15 protein-coding genes are annotated in these 16,257 nt (G+C 64.6%); 9 read left to right on the top strand and 6 right to left on the bottom strand.

Features of this window, described 5'->3' with window-relative positions; genetic code table 11:
• Positions 1-8: 8 nt before the first annotated feature.
• From AB4Z37_RS03490 to AB4Z37_RS03470, 5 genes are all read right to left on the bottom strand, one after another.
• Positions 9-1,199, bottom strand: a complete 1,191-nt coding sequence (locus AB4Z37_RS03490; protein WP_441515302.1) for a GGDEF domain-containing protein — start codon at positions 1,197-1,199, stop codon at positions 9-11.
• Positions 1,200-1,418: 219 nt separating this feature from the next.
• Positions 1,419-2,609, bottom strand: coding sequence for a GGDEF domain-containing protein (locus AB4Z37_RS03485; RefSeq protein ID WP_441515301.1), 1,191 nt, complete (start codon positions 2,607-2,609; stop codon positions 1,419-1,421).
• 251 nt (positions 2,610-2,860) lie between these two features.
• The gene (locus AB4Z37_RS03480; protein ID WP_441515300.1) at positions 2,861-4,768 is read right to left on the bottom strand and encodes a potassium transporter Kup; all 1,908 of its coding nucleotides are present in this window, start codon (positions 4,766-4,768) and stop codon (positions 2,861-2,863) included.
• Between the two features lie 203 nt (positions 4,769-4,971).
• Positions 4,972-5,970 carry an NADP-dependent oxidoreductase gene (locus AB4Z37_RS03475; protein ID WP_441515299.1) on the bottom strand — a complete coding sequence of 333 codons (999 nt, stop codon included), beginning with the start codon at positions 5,968-5,970 and terminating at the stop codon, positions 4,972-4,974.
• Between the two features lie 122 nt (positions 5,971-6,092).
• Positions 6,093-6,518, bottom strand: coding sequence for an organic hydroperoxide resistance protein (locus AB4Z37_RS03470; protein ID WP_441515298.1), 426 nt, complete (start codon positions 6,516-6,518; stop codon positions 6,093-6,095).
• A 204-nt stretch (positions 6,519-6,722) separates the two neighbouring features.
• Between AB4Z37_RS03470 and AB4Z37_RS03465 the strand changes: the two genes are divergently transcribed.
• The 3 genes from AB4Z37_RS03465 to AB4Z37_RS03455 all read left to right on the top strand — a co-directional run bounded on the left by AB4Z37_RS03465 (position 6,723) and on the right by AB4Z37_RS03455 (position 9,619).
• Entirely contained in the window at positions 6,723-7,205 is a 483-nt protein-coding gene (locus AB4Z37_RS03465) for a MarR family winged helix-turn-helix transcriptional regulator (RefSeq protein WP_441515757.1), read from the top strand.
• Positions 7,206-7,350: 145 nt separating this feature from the next.
• Positions 7,351-8,637, top strand: a complete 1,287-nt coding sequence (locus AB4Z37_RS03460; RefSeq protein ID WP_441515297.1) for a dicarboxylate/amino acid:cation symporter — start codon at positions 7,351-7,353, stop codon at positions 8,635-8,637.
• A gap of 79 nt (positions 8,638-8,716) precedes the next feature.
• Positions 8,717-9,619 carry an amino acid ABC transporter substrate-binding protein gene (locus AB4Z37_RS03455; RefSeq protein ID WP_441515756.1) on the top strand — a complete coding sequence of 301 codons (903 nt, stop codon included), beginning with the start codon at positions 8,717-8,719 and terminating at the stop codon, positions 9,617-9,619.
• Here AB4Z37_RS03455 and AB4Z37_RS03450 read toward each other — a convergent pair.
• Positions 9,616-10,533 carry a LysR family transcriptional regulator gene (locus AB4Z37_RS03450; RefSeq protein WP_441515296.1) on the bottom strand — a complete coding sequence of 306 codons (918 nt, stop codon included), beginning with the start codon at positions 10,531-10,533 and terminating at the stop codon, positions 9,616-9,618. The two genes, AB4Z37_RS03455 and AB4Z37_RS03450, sit on opposite strands and share 4 nt — an antisense overlap.
• A 140-nt stretch (positions 10,534-10,673) precedes the next feature.
• On the opposite strand from AB4Z37_RS03450, the gene AB4Z37_RS03445 reads away from it, so the two are divergent.
• The 6 genes from AB4Z37_RS03445 to AB4Z37_RS03420 all read left to right on the top strand — a co-directional run bounded on the left by AB4Z37_RS03445 (position 10,674) and on the right by AB4Z37_RS03420 (position 16,185).
• Positions 10,674-11,480 carry a putative hydro-lyase gene (locus AB4Z37_RS03445; protein ID WP_441515295.1) on the top strand — a complete coding sequence of 269 codons (807 nt, stop codon included), beginning with the start codon at positions 10,674-10,676 and terminating at the stop codon, positions 11,478-11,480.
• A 51-nt stretch (positions 11,481-11,531) separates the two neighbouring features.
• Positions 11,532-12,773, top strand: coding sequence for an ABC transporter substrate-binding protein (locus tag AB4Z37_RS03440; protein ID WP_441515294.1), 1,242 nt, complete (start codon positions 11,532-11,534; stop codon positions 12,771-12,773).
• A 98-nt stretch (positions 12,774-12,871) separates the two neighbouring features.
• Positions 12,872-13,753: a branched-chain amino acid ABC transporter permease gene (locus AB4Z37_RS03435; RefSeq protein WP_441515293.1), complete on the top strand. Its 882-nt coding sequence runs from the start codon at positions 12,872-12,874 to the stop codon at positions 13,751-13,753.
• Positions 13,753-14,760, top strand: coding sequence for a branched-chain amino acid ABC transporter permease (locus AB4Z37_RS03430; RefSeq protein WP_441515292.1), 1,008 nt, complete (start codon positions 13,753-13,755; stop codon positions 14,758-14,760). Before AB4Z37_RS03435 ends, AB4Z37_RS03430 begins: the two co-directional genes overlap by 1 nt.
• Positions 14,757-15,488: an ABC transporter ATP-binding protein gene (locus AB4Z37_RS03425; protein WP_441515291.1), complete on the top strand. Its 732-nt coding sequence runs from the start codon at positions 14,757-14,759 to the stop codon at positions 15,486-15,488. The genes AB4Z37_RS03430 and AB4Z37_RS03425 overlap by 4 nt, the downstream gene beginning before the upstream one ends.
• Positions 15,439-16,185, top strand: a complete 747-nt coding sequence (locus AB4Z37_RS03420) for an ABC transporter ATP-binding protein (protein WP_441515290.1) — start codon at positions 15,439-15,441, stop codon at positions 16,183-16,185. The genes AB4Z37_RS03425 and AB4Z37_RS03420 overlap by 50 nt, the downstream gene beginning before the upstream one ends.
• The last annotated feature ends 72 nt before the right edge of the window (positions 16,186-16,257 follow it).

Raw genomic sequence — 16,257 nt, 5'->3', positions numbered from 1 at the left:
GGGCGGCGTCATGCCGTCTCGCGCAACCGCTCCGGAATCTCTTCATAGACCGCGAGCCGGTCGCGCCCCTGCTTCTTGGCGACGTACAGAGCCTTGTCCGCGGCAGCGATCAGCTTTTCGGCATCGCGCCCGGTTTCACTGGACCAGATGGCGACGCCGATGCTCGTGGTCAGCGGAATCTGCAGACCGTTCCATGAGACGTGGATCTTGCGGGCCGCCTTGATCAGGTTGCGCGCCACCAGGGCGGCGTCGCTCAGGCTGGTGGCCGGCAGGATCACGCAGAACTCGTCGCCGCCGGTGCGGGCGAACAGGTCATCGACGCGCAGACGTGATTGCACCGCCCGTGTAAACAGCCGCAGGCATTCATCGCCGGCGGCATGGCCGGAGCCGTCATTGATCGCCTTGAAGCCATCGAGATCGAGGATCAGCAGCGCGAACGGTTCGTTCGCCCGGCTGGCGCGGGCGCAGGCTTCCGACAGGCGAACCAGAAAATGCCTCCGGTTGGCAATGCCCGTGAGGTCGTCGATCAAGGCGAGATCCGCGACTTCCGCGCGCAGGCGATCGATCGCCATCAGCACGAAGCCGAAGTTGGCCATCATGCCAGCGAAGACCATGATCAGAAGGCAGGCCGCCTGGAAGCCGTTGAAGTCAGCGAGGGCGATGGCACCGTCGACGCGGCTCATGCTGACGAGCGAGCGCAGGCCGTGGGTGAATACGAGCAGAACGAACATGATTGCGGCGAGCTTCGCGCCGGGGCTGCGCCGTCCCTCGCGCGGCGACAGCAGTTCGGTGGTCGCGATCGCTAACGGAATGCACTGCCCGATCGAATAGACCACGATCCGCATCCGGATGTCGTCGTAGACGACGGTGAGCAAGCCGAGCGCGCAGATGGAGAGGATAGTGATGGCGATATTGCCGCGCCAGGGAACCGGCTGCCCGTAGAAGCGTCGGACACCCATCCAGGCAAGGCCGGCCGCGAAGATCAGCAGGCCGTTGCCGACGAGGATGGCCAGCAGCGGATTCATCAATCCGCGAGTGAAGGAAAACAGTGCGCCAAGCGCGGCGACGGAGGTCGAGGCCGTCCAGTAGCGGGCTGCGACGAAGTTCGGATAGCTGCGTGTGAAGTGCAGCCACACCAGGCTCAAAGCCAGGAAGTTGGCGAAGATGACGACATAGATCGTCGGCACACTCAACTGCATGACTGCAGACCCTGCTTCTTTGACGAATTCAGCGGTCGTTGCCGCGAACCGATAGCCGGATGTCTCCGGATAGTGCCGACAGCTTGGGCGCGAGCGCTTAATATTCCTTCACCCGAGCGTTGAAGGGGGCGTTTATGGCTTCTTGTTTATGAAGGCAGTCGGTCGAGTTTGCCGCAATTGCCTGCGACGCCGTCACCGGGGCAAAGGCAGGGCCCGGTTTCAGGCGCTCTTGCGCAGCAACCGGACGGTATGCTGGTGCACCGCAAGACGGTCGCGGCCTTGCTTCTTGGCGACGTAGAGAGCGTGATCGGCTTCCGCGATCAGCTTCTGGGAGTCGTGACCGATGTCGTCCGACCAGACCGCGATCCCGATGCTGGCAGTCATCGACAGCTGCAGACCGTGCCAGTGCAGGGCGGTGCCGCGGCAGGCCTTGACCAGATTGCGGGCGACGAGCGCCGATTCGCTCAAGGTGGTGGAGGGCAGGATGACGCAGAACTCGTCGCCGCCGGTGCGGGCGAGCAGGTCGCCGATCCGCAGGTGGGCCTGCGCCACACGCGTGAAGGTGCGCAGGCATTCGTCGCCGGCGCTGTGGCCGTAGCTGTCGTTGATTGCCTTGAAGCCGTCGAGGTCGATCACCAGGAGGCCGAACGGCTCTTCCAGGCGGCTGGCGCGGCTGCACGCTTCGGTCAGGCGGATCAGGAAATGGCGGCGATTGGCTATTCCCGTCAGGTCGTCGACGAGGGCGAGGCCGGCAACCTCGGCGCGCAGGCGATCGATCGCCATGAGAATGAAGCCGAAGTTCGCCATCATCGAGGTGAAGATCAGGAGCAGGAACGCAGCCGCCTGGACGCCATTGAACGTGACCACGGAGATGGGGCCGCCCAAACCGAGGAAGCCGCACACCGATCGCAGGGCGTGGATGAGCATGACGCAGATAATCATGGTGCTGGCGAGTTCGGCGCCAGGGCTTCGTCCGGGCTCGGGGCGTGCGCGCAGATCGCGTAGCGCGAGACCAAGGGGAATGCACTCGGCCACGGAGAAAACGGCGAGCCGCAGGTTGACGTCCTTCCCGAGCAGGGCCAGCGCCCCGAGCAGCGCGCCTGTGGCGACGACGACCACGGCGCTCGTGCGGACCGGGATAGGCTGGTTGTAGAATTGCCGGATGCCAGCCCACGACAGGCAGCAGGCGAGGATCATCAGGCTGTTGCCGACCGTGATCGGCAGCAGCGGATCCATCACGGGGCGCAGCAGCGAGACCAGGGCTCCGCCCGCGGCGGCCCAGGCCGATGCGGTCCAGCACCCTGCGGCGTTCAGGGTCGGATAGCTGCGGACGACATAGGTCCAGACCACGGCGAGCGCAACGAAGTTCGCGAGAATCACGATCTGAAGTGTCTGCGCGTGGAGCTGCATCACGTCCGCCCTGTTACCTGTCGGGTTCGGCGGTCGTTGCCGCGAACCGGGAGCTTCCGACGGTTCGGAAGTACCGGTTCCACCATGTCGGCTGAGCACTTAAGAAAACCTGACCTGCTGCTTAAACGCAGAGCGGTGGTTTTCAATTGATGAAAATTGTCGCGTCCGGGCACAGCGGGCCGGCCGGCGGACCTTCCAGGAGATGGTTAATCGTCGCCCCTGACTCGGTCGTCCAGTTGGGCCACGCCCCGCTAGATCTCGAGCTCGGTGCCGAACTCCACAACCTGTTTGGTGGGCACGCCGAAGAAGGCAGCCGAACGCTCGGCGTTGCGCTGCAGGAAGGCAAACACCGTCTCGCGCCAGACCGCCATGCCGGCGACCTTCTCGGTCGGGATGATGGTTTCGCGGCCGATGTAGTAGCTGATGTCGTCGAGATTGATGTCTGGCAGCTTGCCCTGATCGCAGGCGAGGCTCAGGCCTTCCGAGATGGTGGGATATTGCATGAAGCCGAAATGCAGGATGATCCGGGTGATGCCGGGCACGATCTCGATCAGTTCGACGCGCTCGGTGTCCGGAATGCGCGGAGCTTCCTCGATCTGGACCGTCACGATCAGCACACGTTCGTGCAGGGCGTGGTTGTGCTTGACGAACTGGGTCAGCGCCAGCGGAACACCATGCGGCGATGATGCGAGGAAGACCGCGGCGCCCGGCAGCCGTGCCTTGCACTTGCTCACCGCGGTTTCGATCAGCTCTTCTTCCGGCTGGCGCAGCCTGCCGCGCGCGGCTTCGACCAGCCGCACACCGCTACGCCAGGTCAGCATCAGGAAAGCCACCGCGCCGGCGAGCAGCAGCGGGAACCAGCCGCCCTCGAACAGCTTGGTGGCGTTGGCGGCGAAGAAGATGCAGTCGATGATGAGGAAGAAGCCGTTGACGGCCAGCACGACGATGGGTGGATAGCCCCACTGGATCGCCACCAGCGCCGCGAGCAGGGTGGTGATCGCCATCAGCAGCGAGACGGCGATACCGTAGGCGCCGGCGAGCGCGTCCGATGTGCCGAAGCCCAGCACGGCGCCGAGCGTCGCGGCGGCGAGCAGCCAGTTCACCAGCGGCACGTAGATCTGTCCGATCTCGTGGCTGGCGGTGTGGCGGATCTGCATCCTGGGCAGGAAGCCGAGTTGGATCGATTGCTGGGTGAGCGAGAAGGCACCGGAGATGATCGCTTGCGAGGCGATCACGGTCGCCAGGGTCGCGAACGCGACCAGCGGATAGTGGATCCAGTTGGGGGCAAGCTGATAGAACGGATTGTCGATGGCGGTTGGATCCGAGATCAGCAGGCCCGCCTGGCCGAAATAATTGAGCACGAGCGCCGGCAGCGCGATCGCGAACCAGGCAAGCCGGATCGGCATGCGACCGAAATGGCCCATGTCGGCATACATCGCTTCGCCGCCGGTCACGGCGAGGAACGCCGCACCGAGGATCGCGAAGCTGACATGAAAATCCTGGTGCAGCAGGAAGTCGACCGCATAGAGCGGGCTGAGAGCGACCAGCACGCCGGGGGCGTGGGCGATGCCGTAAAGGCCGAGCAGGCCGATGACCAGGAACCAGGCGAGCATCACCGGGCCGAAGATACCGCCGATGAATCCGGTGCCCTTCTTCTGCATGATGAACAGCCCGATCAGGATCACCACCGTCAGCGGCACCACGATGGGCGCCAGCGACGGTGCGTCGACCTTGAGGCCTTCGACCGCGCTCAGCACCGAGATCGCCGGGGTAATGGCGCCATCGCCATAGAGCAGCGCGGCGCCGATCAGGCCGACCAGCAGCAGATGCGCACGCCAGGTCCCGGGCCGGGCGTTGCGCGCGGACAACAGCGCCAGCAGCGCGACGATGCCGCCTTCGCCGCGGTTGTCGGCGCGCATGATCAGCATTGCATATTTGATCGAGATGATGGTGATCAGCGCCCACAGGATCAGCGATGCCACGCCGAGCACCGCGTCCGGCGCCAGCGGCCCGCCATGGGCCGCGGCTTTGGCGGCTTCCTTCAGCGCATAGAGCGGGCTGGTGCCGATATCGCCATAGACCACCCCGAGGGCGCCAAGCGTCGCCGCGAGCGGCAGGCCATTGCGACTTTGCGACAGGTCGGCATGGGTCGTGGTCATTGCTTCCCCTCGATCAGAACGCCGTTGGCCCGGCCCGTCACAAGGCCGCTCGCGCGTGCAGTGTGCCGCCGGCCGGGACAAATTGCTAGGGGATGTCGCTGGGGCCGTTCAGGAATCAGCCTTTCACGGCGTGGTTGTGCCATCGTCACCGTTCTGTCGTCTACGACAGCTTGATGCGAGTGTCAGAACCAGGACACCTGCGTTCAGAGTTTCACCATGCGCTTGCCGCGATTGTCGCCGGCGAGCAGACCGATCAGTGCCTGCGGGGTGTTTTCCAGGCCGGTGATGACGTCTTCCTGAACCTTGAGCTGCCCCGAGGCCACCCACGATTGCAGGTCGGCCAGCGCCTGGTCGCGCTGGCTGTCGAAATCCATCACAATGAAGCCTTGCATGGTCAGGCGTTTCACCACGATCAGCCCCGGCACGCCGCGCGGGCCATGGGACGACGGGGTGCCATCATACTGCGAGACCGCGCCGCAACAGGCGATCCGGCCGAACAGGTTCATCTGCGGCAGGCAGGCTTCCAGGATGTCGCCGCCGACGTTGTCGAAATAGACGTCGATGCCGTTCGGAGCCGCGGTCTTCAGTTGCTTGAACACCGGGCCGGACTTGTAGTCCACCGCGGCATCGAAGCCGAGCTCGGTGGTCAGCCAGCGGCATTTGTCGGCGCCGCCGGCGATCCCGACCACACGGCAGCCCTTGATCTTCGCGATCTGCCCGACGATCGACCCGACCGAACCCGCCGCCGCCGAGACGACGACGGTTTCGCCGGCCTTCGGGCGGCCGACATTCAGCAGGCCGAAATAGGCGGTTAGTCCGGCGATGCCGTAGACGCTGAGCAGGTAGGTCATCGGCTCGATCTTCGGCATCCTGGTGAGATGCTTGCCGCGCACCGCGGCGTAGTCCTGCCAGCCGGTGTCGCCGAACACGATGTCGCCGGGAGCAAAGCCGGGGGCGTTGGAGCTGACGACCTCGGCAATGCCGCCACCGGCCATCACGGTGTTGGCCTCCACCGCCGAGCGGTAGGTGGCGCCGTGCATCCAGGCGCGATTGGCGGCGTCGAGCGAGATATAGCGCACCCGCAGCAGAACCTCGCCGTCCTTGGCCTCCGGAATCGGCGCTTCCGCCAGACGGAAATGTTCGGGGCCGAGCTTTCCGGTCGGCTTCTCGACCAGCAGGATCTGACGGTTGACGGCGGTCATGGCATTCCTCCAGGCGGATGCGTTTTTTTGAACGCTAGAGCATTTCCGCCGGGGATGAAATGGCCGCATCATGTCGCGACCGGCGAAGCGGCGCGCTTCGCCGGTCGATGGTCCGCGTCGCGTCAGGCCACGACGAGCCGGACGTCGATATTGTTGCGCGTGGCGTTGGAGTACGGACAGACCTGGTGAGCCTTGTGCACCAGCGCTTCGGCCTGCTCGTGCGGCAGCCCGGGAATGGTGACCTTCAGTTCGGCCTCGATGCCGAAGCCATTGGGGATGGGACCGAAGCCGACGGTGCCCTCCACGGTGGTGGTATCGGGAATTGCCACTTTCTCGCGGCCGGCGACGAACTTCAGTGCGCCGAGGAAGCAGGCGGAGTAGCCCGCGGCGAACAGCTGCTCGGGGTTGGTGCCGACACCGCCGGCGCCGCCCATCTCGCGCGGGGTCGCGAGCTTGACGTCGAGCACGTTGTCCGAGGAAACCGCGCGGCCGTCGCGGCCGCCGGTCGCCGTCGCATGAGCTTGATAGACCACCTTCTGCAGAGACATGGCAAGATTCCTTGATGTGAGGGGAAGCGAGGCTCGAAGAGGAAGGGCTGCAATTTGCCATCGCAAATTGCATTGCGCGCAATCTAATTGCGTAATATTAAAAGTCAAGCGGGGCGGGCATTGTGCCTGCCGGGTCGAATCGCGCAGGCTGACGGATGCCTGCCGCCGGAGTCTTGAGCGTTGAGCAAGCCGTTGAGTAAGTCTTTGAGCGCAAAGAAGATCGCTGCTGGAGACGTGCCGCCGGAGCAACGACTGGACAACCAGTTGTGCTTTGCCGTCTATGCCGCCGGCCATGCCTTCACGCAGGCCTACAAGCCGTTCCTCGATCCGCAAGGGCTGACCTACCCGCAATACCTCGTGCTGCTGCAGCTCTGGGAGCGGGACGACCAGACCGTGAAGCAGCTCGGCGAGCCGCTGTTTCTCGATAGCGGCACCTTGACGCCGCTGTTGAAGCGGATGGAAGCTGCAGGATGGGTCGCGCGGCGTCGCGACAGCGAAGACGAGCGGGTTGTTCGCGTGACGCTGACCGACAAGGGGCGCGCGTTCCGCGAGACGGCGCGGGACATTCCGGCGGCGCTGATGTGCGCCGCGGGGCTGGATATGCCGACGCTCTCCACCTTGCGAAACAGGTTGAAGCGCGTCGCCGGTGGTCTGCGCGATCGTCGCAAGGCCGACGACGAGCGCTGACGAACGGCGTCGCAGCGCAACCAGTGTGCTTGCTGCGCTGCGGGCAGCGGCAGGCACAACTGTAATGGTGTGCGCGTCGAACGCGGTTGCCCCGGTTTAAATTTTCGTCATACTCACCACCGTCGGGATTGGGGAGTACTTGGCTATGTCCAATAAGTTTACTCGCTACATTCTCTTCGCCATGGCGCTCGGCATCGTGATGGGCGCCGCGATCTACGAATATTGGCCTGACACCCGCGCCGAGCTTGCCTCCAGCATCAACCTGATCGCGATGCTGTTCCTCCGCCTGATCAAGATGATCATTGCGCCGCTGGTGTTCGCAACGCTGGTCGGCGGCATCGCCCACATGGGCAGCGGCGCCAAGCTTGGCCGCATCTTTGCCAAGACCATGGGCTGGTTCGTCACGGCGTCATTCGTATCGCTGCTGCTCGGCCTCGTCATGGTCAATATCCTGAAACCAGGTGCGAACTTTCCCGGCACCCTGCCCGCGGCGACGCAGTCGACCGGCCTGCCGGTTTCGGCGTTCTCACTTGAAAAATTTCTCACCCATCTGATCCCGACCTCGATCGCCGACGCGATGGCGCAGAACGAAATCCTGCAGATCGTGATCTTCTCGGTGTTCTTCTCGGTGGCAATGGGCGCGATGCCCGAGCGCTCCAAGCAGATGCTGTCGCTGATCGACGACCTTGCCCATATCATGCTGAAGGTGACGAGCTATGTCATGCTGTTCGCGCCGCTCGCCGTCTGGGCGGCGGTGACGGCGACGGTCGCCAAGAACGGCCTTGGCGTGCTGTGGAAGCTGGTCGTGTTCATGGGCGGCTTCTACCTGTCGCTGCTGATTCTCTGGGCAATTCTGATCGTCGTCGGCTTCGTTGCGATCGGTCCGCGCTATGCCCATCTGCTGCGGCTGATCCGCGAGCCGTTGATGATCGCGTTCTCGACGGCGAGCTCGGAGGCGGCCTATCCGAAGACGCTGGAAGGTTTGAATCGTTTCGGCGCGTCGTCGCGGATCTCCAGCTTCGTGCTGCCGCTCGGCTATTCGTTCAATCTCGACGGCACGATGATGTACTGCACCTTTGCCAGCATCTTCATCGCGCAGTCCTATCATATCGAGATGCCCCTCGGGACGCAGTTCGCCATGCTGGCGACGCTGATGATCACCTCGAAGGGCGTGGCGGGCGTGCCGCGCGCGTCGCTGGTGGTGATTGCCTCCACACTGTCGCAGTTCAACATTCCGGAGGCGGGGTTGTTGATGATCATGGGGATCGACACCTTCCTCGACATGGGCCGCAGCGCCACCAACGTGATCGGCAACTCGCTGGCCACCGCGGTGGTGGCGAAGTGGGAGGGCGAGCTCGCGCCCGAGCACGAACTGCGGCCGGATGACGTGGTGCCGCCGAGCGCGATTCCCGGAGAACCGGTGCCAGCGTAGCCGTAGCCGGTTTCGGTCAAGGATGGATCGAGCGATGGATCGCCCAGTGGATCGACCAATGCGCGCAGCTGTCATCAGGATGCTCCGTGCCGCCTGCGTTCTGGCCGGCGTGCTGAGCTTGCCGGCCTCCGGCGCCGCTCAAACGGAGGGTGGGCTCAGCCCCACCCTCGCCACTATCAAGGCCACTCGCACCGTGCGGCTCGGTTATCGTGAGAGTTCGCCGCCGCTGTCCTTCCTCGACCATGCCAACAGGCCGATCGGCTACAGCCTCGAAATCTGCGAGGCGATCGTCGACGAGGTCGGTATCGAGATCGACGAGGGCGACCTCAAGATCGACTATGTGAAGGTAACGTCGGACAGTCGCATTCCGGCGCTGCTGCAGAAGCAGATTGATTTCGAGTGCGGATCGACCACGGCCAATGCCGAGCGTGCCAAGCAGGTGGCATTCTCGCCGATGATCTACGTGTCCGGCACCAAGCTGATGGTGCCGAAGGCCTCCGTCATCAACGGCCCGAAAGAGCTCGCCGGCAAGACCGTGGTGGTGACCAAGGGCACCACCAACGAACAGGCGATGCATCTCGTCGACGCCAAGTTCAGTCTTGGGCTCAAGTTCCTGGTCGGGGACGACCATGAGCAGTCCTACCAGATGCTGGTGGACGGCAAGGCAGACGCCTTCGCCACCGACGACATCCTGCTCTACGGTCTGATCGCGCGGCACAAGTCGCAGGACAGGTTCCGCGTCACCGGCGACTATCTGTCTTACGATCCCTACGGCATCATGTTCCGCAAGGGCGAGCCGCAGGTTGCCGATGTGGTCGAGCGGGCGCTGCGCAAGCTTGCCACCAACCAGGACCTGCTGCCGCTCTACAAGAAGTGGTTCGTGGCGCGGCTGCCGACTGGCGAAAAGCTCGATGTGCCGATCTCGGCGCAGCTCGAGGACAGTTTCCGGGCGCTGGACGGGTCAGCCGGCGGCGCTCGCTAACCCCTGCTGGGGGGCGGGCGGGGCGGGGCCTGCGGCCGCTGCGCCAGGTCGACCGCGATCTGCGCCACCAGCTCGACCGCCAGCGCGTCCGGCGAGGCCAGCCAGCTCGCGGAGAATGTCAGCGATGGGATGGCGATCTCGGTCGTGAGCATCTGCAGCCGTCCGTCGGCGATCTCGTTCTCGACGATGGCGGTGGGAATGACGGCGATGCCGAGGCCTTCAATCGCCATGTGGATCACGGTGGCGAGTGACGCGCTGGCATGCAGCCGCACCGAGGGCAGATCGGGACGATTGAACAGCGAGCGGATCAGCTCGTAGGGCTGCGTCTTGCGCGGGAATGTGATGATTGGATACTGCGCGAGGTCATGCGCGCTCATGAGGCTGCTCCCGAGCTTGAGCGCCGGGCTCGCGACGAAGGCGTTGGGATAGTCGCAGAGCACCCGGTTGCGCACGGAGGGGGCGGTCAGTGGCCCCAGCAGGAATGCGAGATCGATCTCCTGCGCCAGCAGGCGGGCCTGCAGGTTGGGCGTGATGTCGACCTCGATCTCCAGCGACAGGTGCGGATAGGCGGTGTTCACGTCCTTGATCAGCTGCGATAGCCAAGTGTGGACGATGGTCTCGGAGACGCCGAGCCGCAGCACGCCGCGCATCGCCGTGCGGTCGCGCACCGCGGCCAGCATTTCTGCGCGCAGGCCGATCAGCCGCTCCGCATAGAGCATCATCTGCCGGCCGCTTGGAGTGGGAAGCACGGCGCGGTGGTCACGCTGCAGCAGCTTGACGCCCATCTCGTCCTCGAGCTGCGCAATGCGCTGGGAGATCGCCGGCTGGGTGGTGTTGAGCTTGTGCGCCGCGCCGCGGAAGCTGCCAAGGGTGACCACCCAGACGAAGGTCTCGAGATTCTTGAAGTCGACCATGTGCGGCGCTCAACGTCCGATAAGATGAATTTATCAACATTGATCCAAAAAGACGATTAGACATTATCGTTCCGTGATGGTCCTTTGTCGAGAGGAACAAACTTTGCAACGATCGGGACCACCCGAGAATGGAAACGCCGATGTCGATCACTCCGCCGTCCCCCGACCGTGCCCTGGCCAGCCGTGAGGCGCGCCTGGCCTGCCGCACCGGCCAGATCACCGGCCCGACCGCCAACGTCGCCCTCGGCTATGTGCAGGGCAACCTCGCCATCCTGCCGGAGCGGCTGGCCGCCGACTTCCTGCGCTTCTGCCAGCTCAACCCCAAGCCGTGTCCGATCGTGGGTATCTCGGAGGTCGGCGATCCGCGGATCCCGGCGCTGGGCCTCGACCTCGACATCCGCACCGACCTGCCGCGCTATCGGGTGTGGCGCGACGGCGAGCTGGTCGAGGAGCCGACGGACATCATGGCGCACTGGCGCAAGGACCTCGTCGCGTTCGTCATCGGCTGCTCGTTCTCGTTCGAAGAAGCGCTGATGGCCGATGGCCTCGGCATCCGCCACATCGAACAGGGCCGCAACGTTCCAATGTACCGCACCAACGTGCCCTGCACGGCGGCGGGACCGTTCTCGGGGCCGATGGTGGTGTCGATGCGGCCGTTCAAGCCCAGGGACGCGATCCGCGCCATCCAGATCACCACCCGTTTCCCGTCGGTGCATGGCGCGCCGGTGCATTTCGGCGATCCCTCGCAGATCGGCATCGCTGATGTCAGCAAGCCGGACTATGGTGACGCGGTGACCATCAATCCGGGTGAAGTGCCTGTGTTCTGGGCATGCGGCGTCACGCCACAGTCGATCATCCTGCAGTCGCGTCCAGACTTCGCCATCACCCACGCGCCCGGGGCCATGCTGGTCACGGACCGTCGCAATACGGAATTCGCCATCCAGTAAATCGAGCGAATAGGCGCCATCTGGCGTCATTCACCTTCAGGAGGATCTTCGATGAATCGTCGCGAAGTCTTGTTGTCCGGCGCCGCCCTGTCCCTGCTGGGGACCCGCGCCTTCGCTCAGTCGGGAGGGGAGATTGCGATCGGCGCGATCTGGCCGTTCACCGGCGCCAGTGCGCAGGTCGGCACCGATGCGCGGCATGCCCTCGAAACCGCCGTCGACATCGTCAACAACGCCCACGATCTCGATCTGCCGACGGCGAAGAATGCCGGCCTCGCCGGGCTCGGCAACGCCAAGATCAAGCTGGTGTTCGCCGACCATCAGGGCGACCCGCAGAAAGCCCGTGCCGAAGCCGAGCGCCTGATCACCCAGGAGAAGGTCGTCGCCATCGCCGGCGCCTTCCATTCGTCCGCGTCTTCAACGGCGAGCGTCGCCTGCGAGCGTTACGGTGTGCCCTATGTCGCGGCCGACTCTTCGTCGCCGAGCCTGCACACCCGCGGCCTGAAGTTCTTCTTCCGTCCCGCCGCCCATGACGAGATGTTCACCGCGGCGATGTTCGATTTCCTCGACGCGCAGAAGAAGGCCGGCAAGAAGGTCGAAACGATCGGCATCTTCTATGAGGACACCATTTTCGGCACCGACTCCTCGAACGTGCAGCGCAAGCTCGCCGCCGAGCGCGGCTACAAGATCGTCGCCGACATCAAGTACAAGTCCAACTCGCCGTCGCTCACCGCCGAGGTGCAGCAGCTCAAGTCGGCCAATCCCGACGTGCTGATGCCGTCGAGCTACACCACCGACGCGATCCTGCTGGTCAAGACCATGGACGAGCTCGGCTACAAGCCGAAGAACATCCTCGCCCAGGCCGCTGGATTCGCCGACAAGGCCTATTTCGATGCGGTCGCCGACAAGTCGGTCGGCCTGATCTCCCGCGCCAGCTTCTCGCTGGACATGGCGCAGAAGCGCCCCGCGATTCTCAAGGTCAACGAGATGTTCAAGGCCCGCGCCGGCCGCGATCTCAACGACAACACCTCGCGCCAGCTGATGGCGATCCTGGTGCTGGCGGACGCCATCGATCGCGCCAAGTCGACCGACGGCGAGAAGATCCGCGCGGCGCTCGCCGCGACCGATATCCCGGGTGACCGCACCATCATGCCCTGGAAACGCGTCAAGTTTGGTGCCGACGGCCAGAACGCCGACGCCGATCCGGTGCTGATCCAGTACATCGGCGGCAAGTTCGTCACCATCTATCCGACCGCGGTCGCGGTCGCCGAGCCGCTGTGGCCGATGAACGCCTGATCGCGCGTCACGGAGGCGCCGGCCCGACGTTCGGCGCCTCCCGACTTATGAATGTCCATTTTCCTCGTTGGCGCTGAAGCGCGCCGTCGGATCCCTTTATGATCAGTACGCAGGCATTGTTGCAGGTTCTTGCGAGCGGCCTTCTGATGGGGCTGATCTACGCCCTGATCGCGGTCGGGCTGTCGCTGATATTCGGCCTGATGGACGTCGTGAACTTCGCCCATGGCGAGTTCCTGATGCTGGCCATGTACACAACCTTCGGGCTGGTGTTCGCCACCACGCTCGACCCGGTGCTGATGGCGCCGCTTGTGGTTGCCGTCATGTTCGGGGTCGGGGTGTCCGTCTATGCCGGCGTGGTGCGGTTTGCGATGCGTGCCACCACCAACCAGGGCATGGTGCAGATCTTTGCGACCTTTGGCCTCGCGATCCTGATCCAGGGCGTCGCGCAGTATGTCTTCACCCCTGACTTCAAGAGCATTTCGCACACCTGGCTCGGCGGCAAGACGCTCAATGTCGGCGGCGTGTTCCTGCCTTGGCCGCAGATCTATGGCGGGGTGATCTCGCTCGCTACCTTTGCCGGTCTCTACCTGCTGATCACCCGCACCGATTTCGGCAAGGCGCTGGAAGCGACCCGAGAGGACCAGGGCGCGGTGGCGCTGGTCGGCATTGACCGCAACCGAGTGTTCGCGCTCGGCTGGGGGCTCGGTGCCGCGCTGGTCGGGCTTGCCGGCGCCGTGCTTGCGATCTTCTACTACATCCATCCCAATGTCGGCGGCACCTTCGCGCTGATCGCCTATGTCACGGTCGCGCTCGGCGGCTTCGGCAGCATCTTCGGCGCCCTTGTCGCCGGAGTCGTCGTCGGTCTGGTCGAGGCACTGACCACGCTGATCTTGCCGCCGGCACTGAAGTCGGTCGGCATTTATGCGCTCTACCTGGGTGTGCTGTTCATCCGGCCGAGCGGCCTGTTCGGGAGGCTGTGATGCGGGACGTCGTGACCCAATCCCCTGTGGCCGGCCATCTCGCCGATCGCCGCGCGCAGCTGATCATTGCGCTCGCCGTGTTCGCGGCGCTGGCTTTCGTGCCGAAGCTCGTCTCCGACGTCTATGTGATGAACGTCCTGATCCTGACGCTGCTGTTCGCCGCGTTGTCGCAGAGCTGGAACATCCTCGGCGGCTATTGCGGGCAGGTGTCGCTCGGGCATGCGCTGTATTTCGGCATCGGCGCCTACACCACGAGCCTGCTGTTCGTGAAGTTCGGCATCATGCCATGGGTCGGGCTCGCGACCGGCGGCATGCTCGCGGCGCTGGTGGCGCTGGTGCTCGGCTATCCCTGTTTCCGCCTCAAGGGGCACTATTTTTCGATCGCCACCATTGTCATCGCCGAGATCGGCCTGCTGCTCGTGCACAACTGGGACTATGCCGGTGCGGCACTCGGCATCCAGTGGCCGTTCGGCCGCGACAGCTGGTGGACGCTGCAGTTCGCCCGCGACAAGGCGCCATACTTCTATTTTGTGCTGGGACTGTTCGCGGTGGTGTGGCTCGTCACCTTCAGCATCGTCGAGTCGCGCTGGGGCTACTGGTGGCGGGCGGTGAAGGACAATCCGGAGGCCGCCGAAAGCCTCGGTGTCACCGTGTTCCATTCCAAGATGGCGGCTGCCGGGGTGTCCGCGTTCTTTACGGCCATTGGTGGCGGCTTCTACGCGGCGTTCGTGTCCTATATCGATCCGGAGAGCGTGATGCAGTTCCGCTTCTCGCTGCTGATGGCGCTGCCGGCCGTGCTCGGAGGTGTCGGCTCGCTGTGGGGGCCGGCGGTGGGCGCGCTGATTTTGATCCCGCTCGCCGAGTTCACGCGCTCCTACATGGGCGGCACCGGCTCGGGACTCGATCTCGCTGTCTATGGTGCGCTGATCATGGTGGTGTCGCTGACCCGCCCGGAGGGGCTGCTCAGCATCTTCGACCAGTCCGCGCGGCGGAGGACGGCGTCATGAGTGAACCTCTGGTGTCCTGCAACAAGGTGACGCGCCGTTTTGGCGGTCTGGTCGCCAACGACTCCATCGACATGACCATCGCCCGCGGCGAAATCCTCGGCCTGATCGGGCCCAATGGTGCCGGCAAGTCGACCCTGTTCAATCTGATCGCGGGTGCCTTTCCGCCATCGTCAGGCACGATCACCTTCGAGGGCGGGAACGTGACCGCGCTGCCGGCGACAGAGCGCTGCGTTCGCGGCATTGCCCGCACCTACCAGGTGCCGCGCTCGTTCGATTCCATGACGGTGGTCGAGAACGTCATCGTCGGGGCCTTCGTCCGCCATCCGCGCGCCGCCCAGGCCCGCGCCAAGGCGCTCGACGTGCTGGACTATGTCGGACTGATGACGCAGGCGAACGTACCGGCTGCCGACCTCACTCCACCGCAGAAGCGTCGCCTCGAGGTGGCGCGGGCACTGGCGACCGAGCCGAAACTGCTGCTGCTCGACGAGGTGCTGACAGGCCTGACGCCCAGCGAGTCGCGTGCCGGCGCCGAGCTGATCCGCAAGATCCGCGACAGCGGCGTCACCGTGGTGATGGTCGAGCATGTCATGGAAGTGGTGATGCCGCTGGTCGACCGTGCCGTGGTGCTCAATCTCGGCAAGGTGCTGGCGGAGGGCGCGCCGAAGGATGTCGTGCGCGATGAGAACGTCATCGCCGCCTATCTGGGAGATCGCCATCGTGCTGCTTGAGGTCTCCAACATCACGACCGCCTATCGCGGCCTGATCGCCATCTCGGACATTTCGATTGCGGTCGATGCTAACGAGATCGTCACCGTGGCGGGCGCCAATGGGGCCGGCAAGTCGACCCTGCTGAAGTCGATCGCGGGCATGGAGAAGGCGCGCTCGGGCACGGTCAATTTCGCCGGTGAACGCATCGACACCATCCCCGCCCATCAAATCACCGCGCGCGGCCTCGCCTATGTGCCCGAGAACAAGCGGTTGTTCCCGCGCCTCAGCGTCGCCGACAATCTGCGGCTCGGCAGCTACCTGTTCCGAAACAAGGCCGATCGAGATGCGCCGCTCGATTTCGTGTTCAAGTTGTTCCCACGGCTGCAGGAGCGTCTGCCCCAGCGGGCGGGGACGCTGTCCGGCGGCGAGCAGCAGATGCTGGCGATCTCGCGCGCGCTGATGACGCGGCCGCGCCTGTTGATGCTGGACGAGCCATCACAGGGCATCATGCCGAAGCTGGTCGACGAGATTTTCGAGGCGATCGGCAAGATCCGGGAGACCGGCGTGACGGTGCTGCTGGTCGAGCAGCGGCTGTCCGAGAGCCTTGAAATTTCCGATCGGGCCTATGTGCTGCAGACCGGCCGTATTGTCATGAGCGGTCCTGCGGCTGAGGTGCGCGACAACCCGGAGGTGAGACGGGCTTATCTCGGAATGTAGGCTCGTTGCCCGATCACGGGCGCATTTGACAACTCAGACGGCCGGCGCCGGCGGACCACCGCGGGCGAACGG

The organism is Bradyrhizobium sp. 2TAF24 (assembly GCF_052115025.1).
Classification (GTDB): Bacteria; Pseudomonadota; Alphaproteobacteria; order Rhizobiales; family Xanthobacteraceae; genus Bradyrhizobium_A.
The sequence above is the reverse complement of the archived record's forward strand: the minus strand, read 5'-3'. Positions and strand labels throughout refer to the sequence as shown.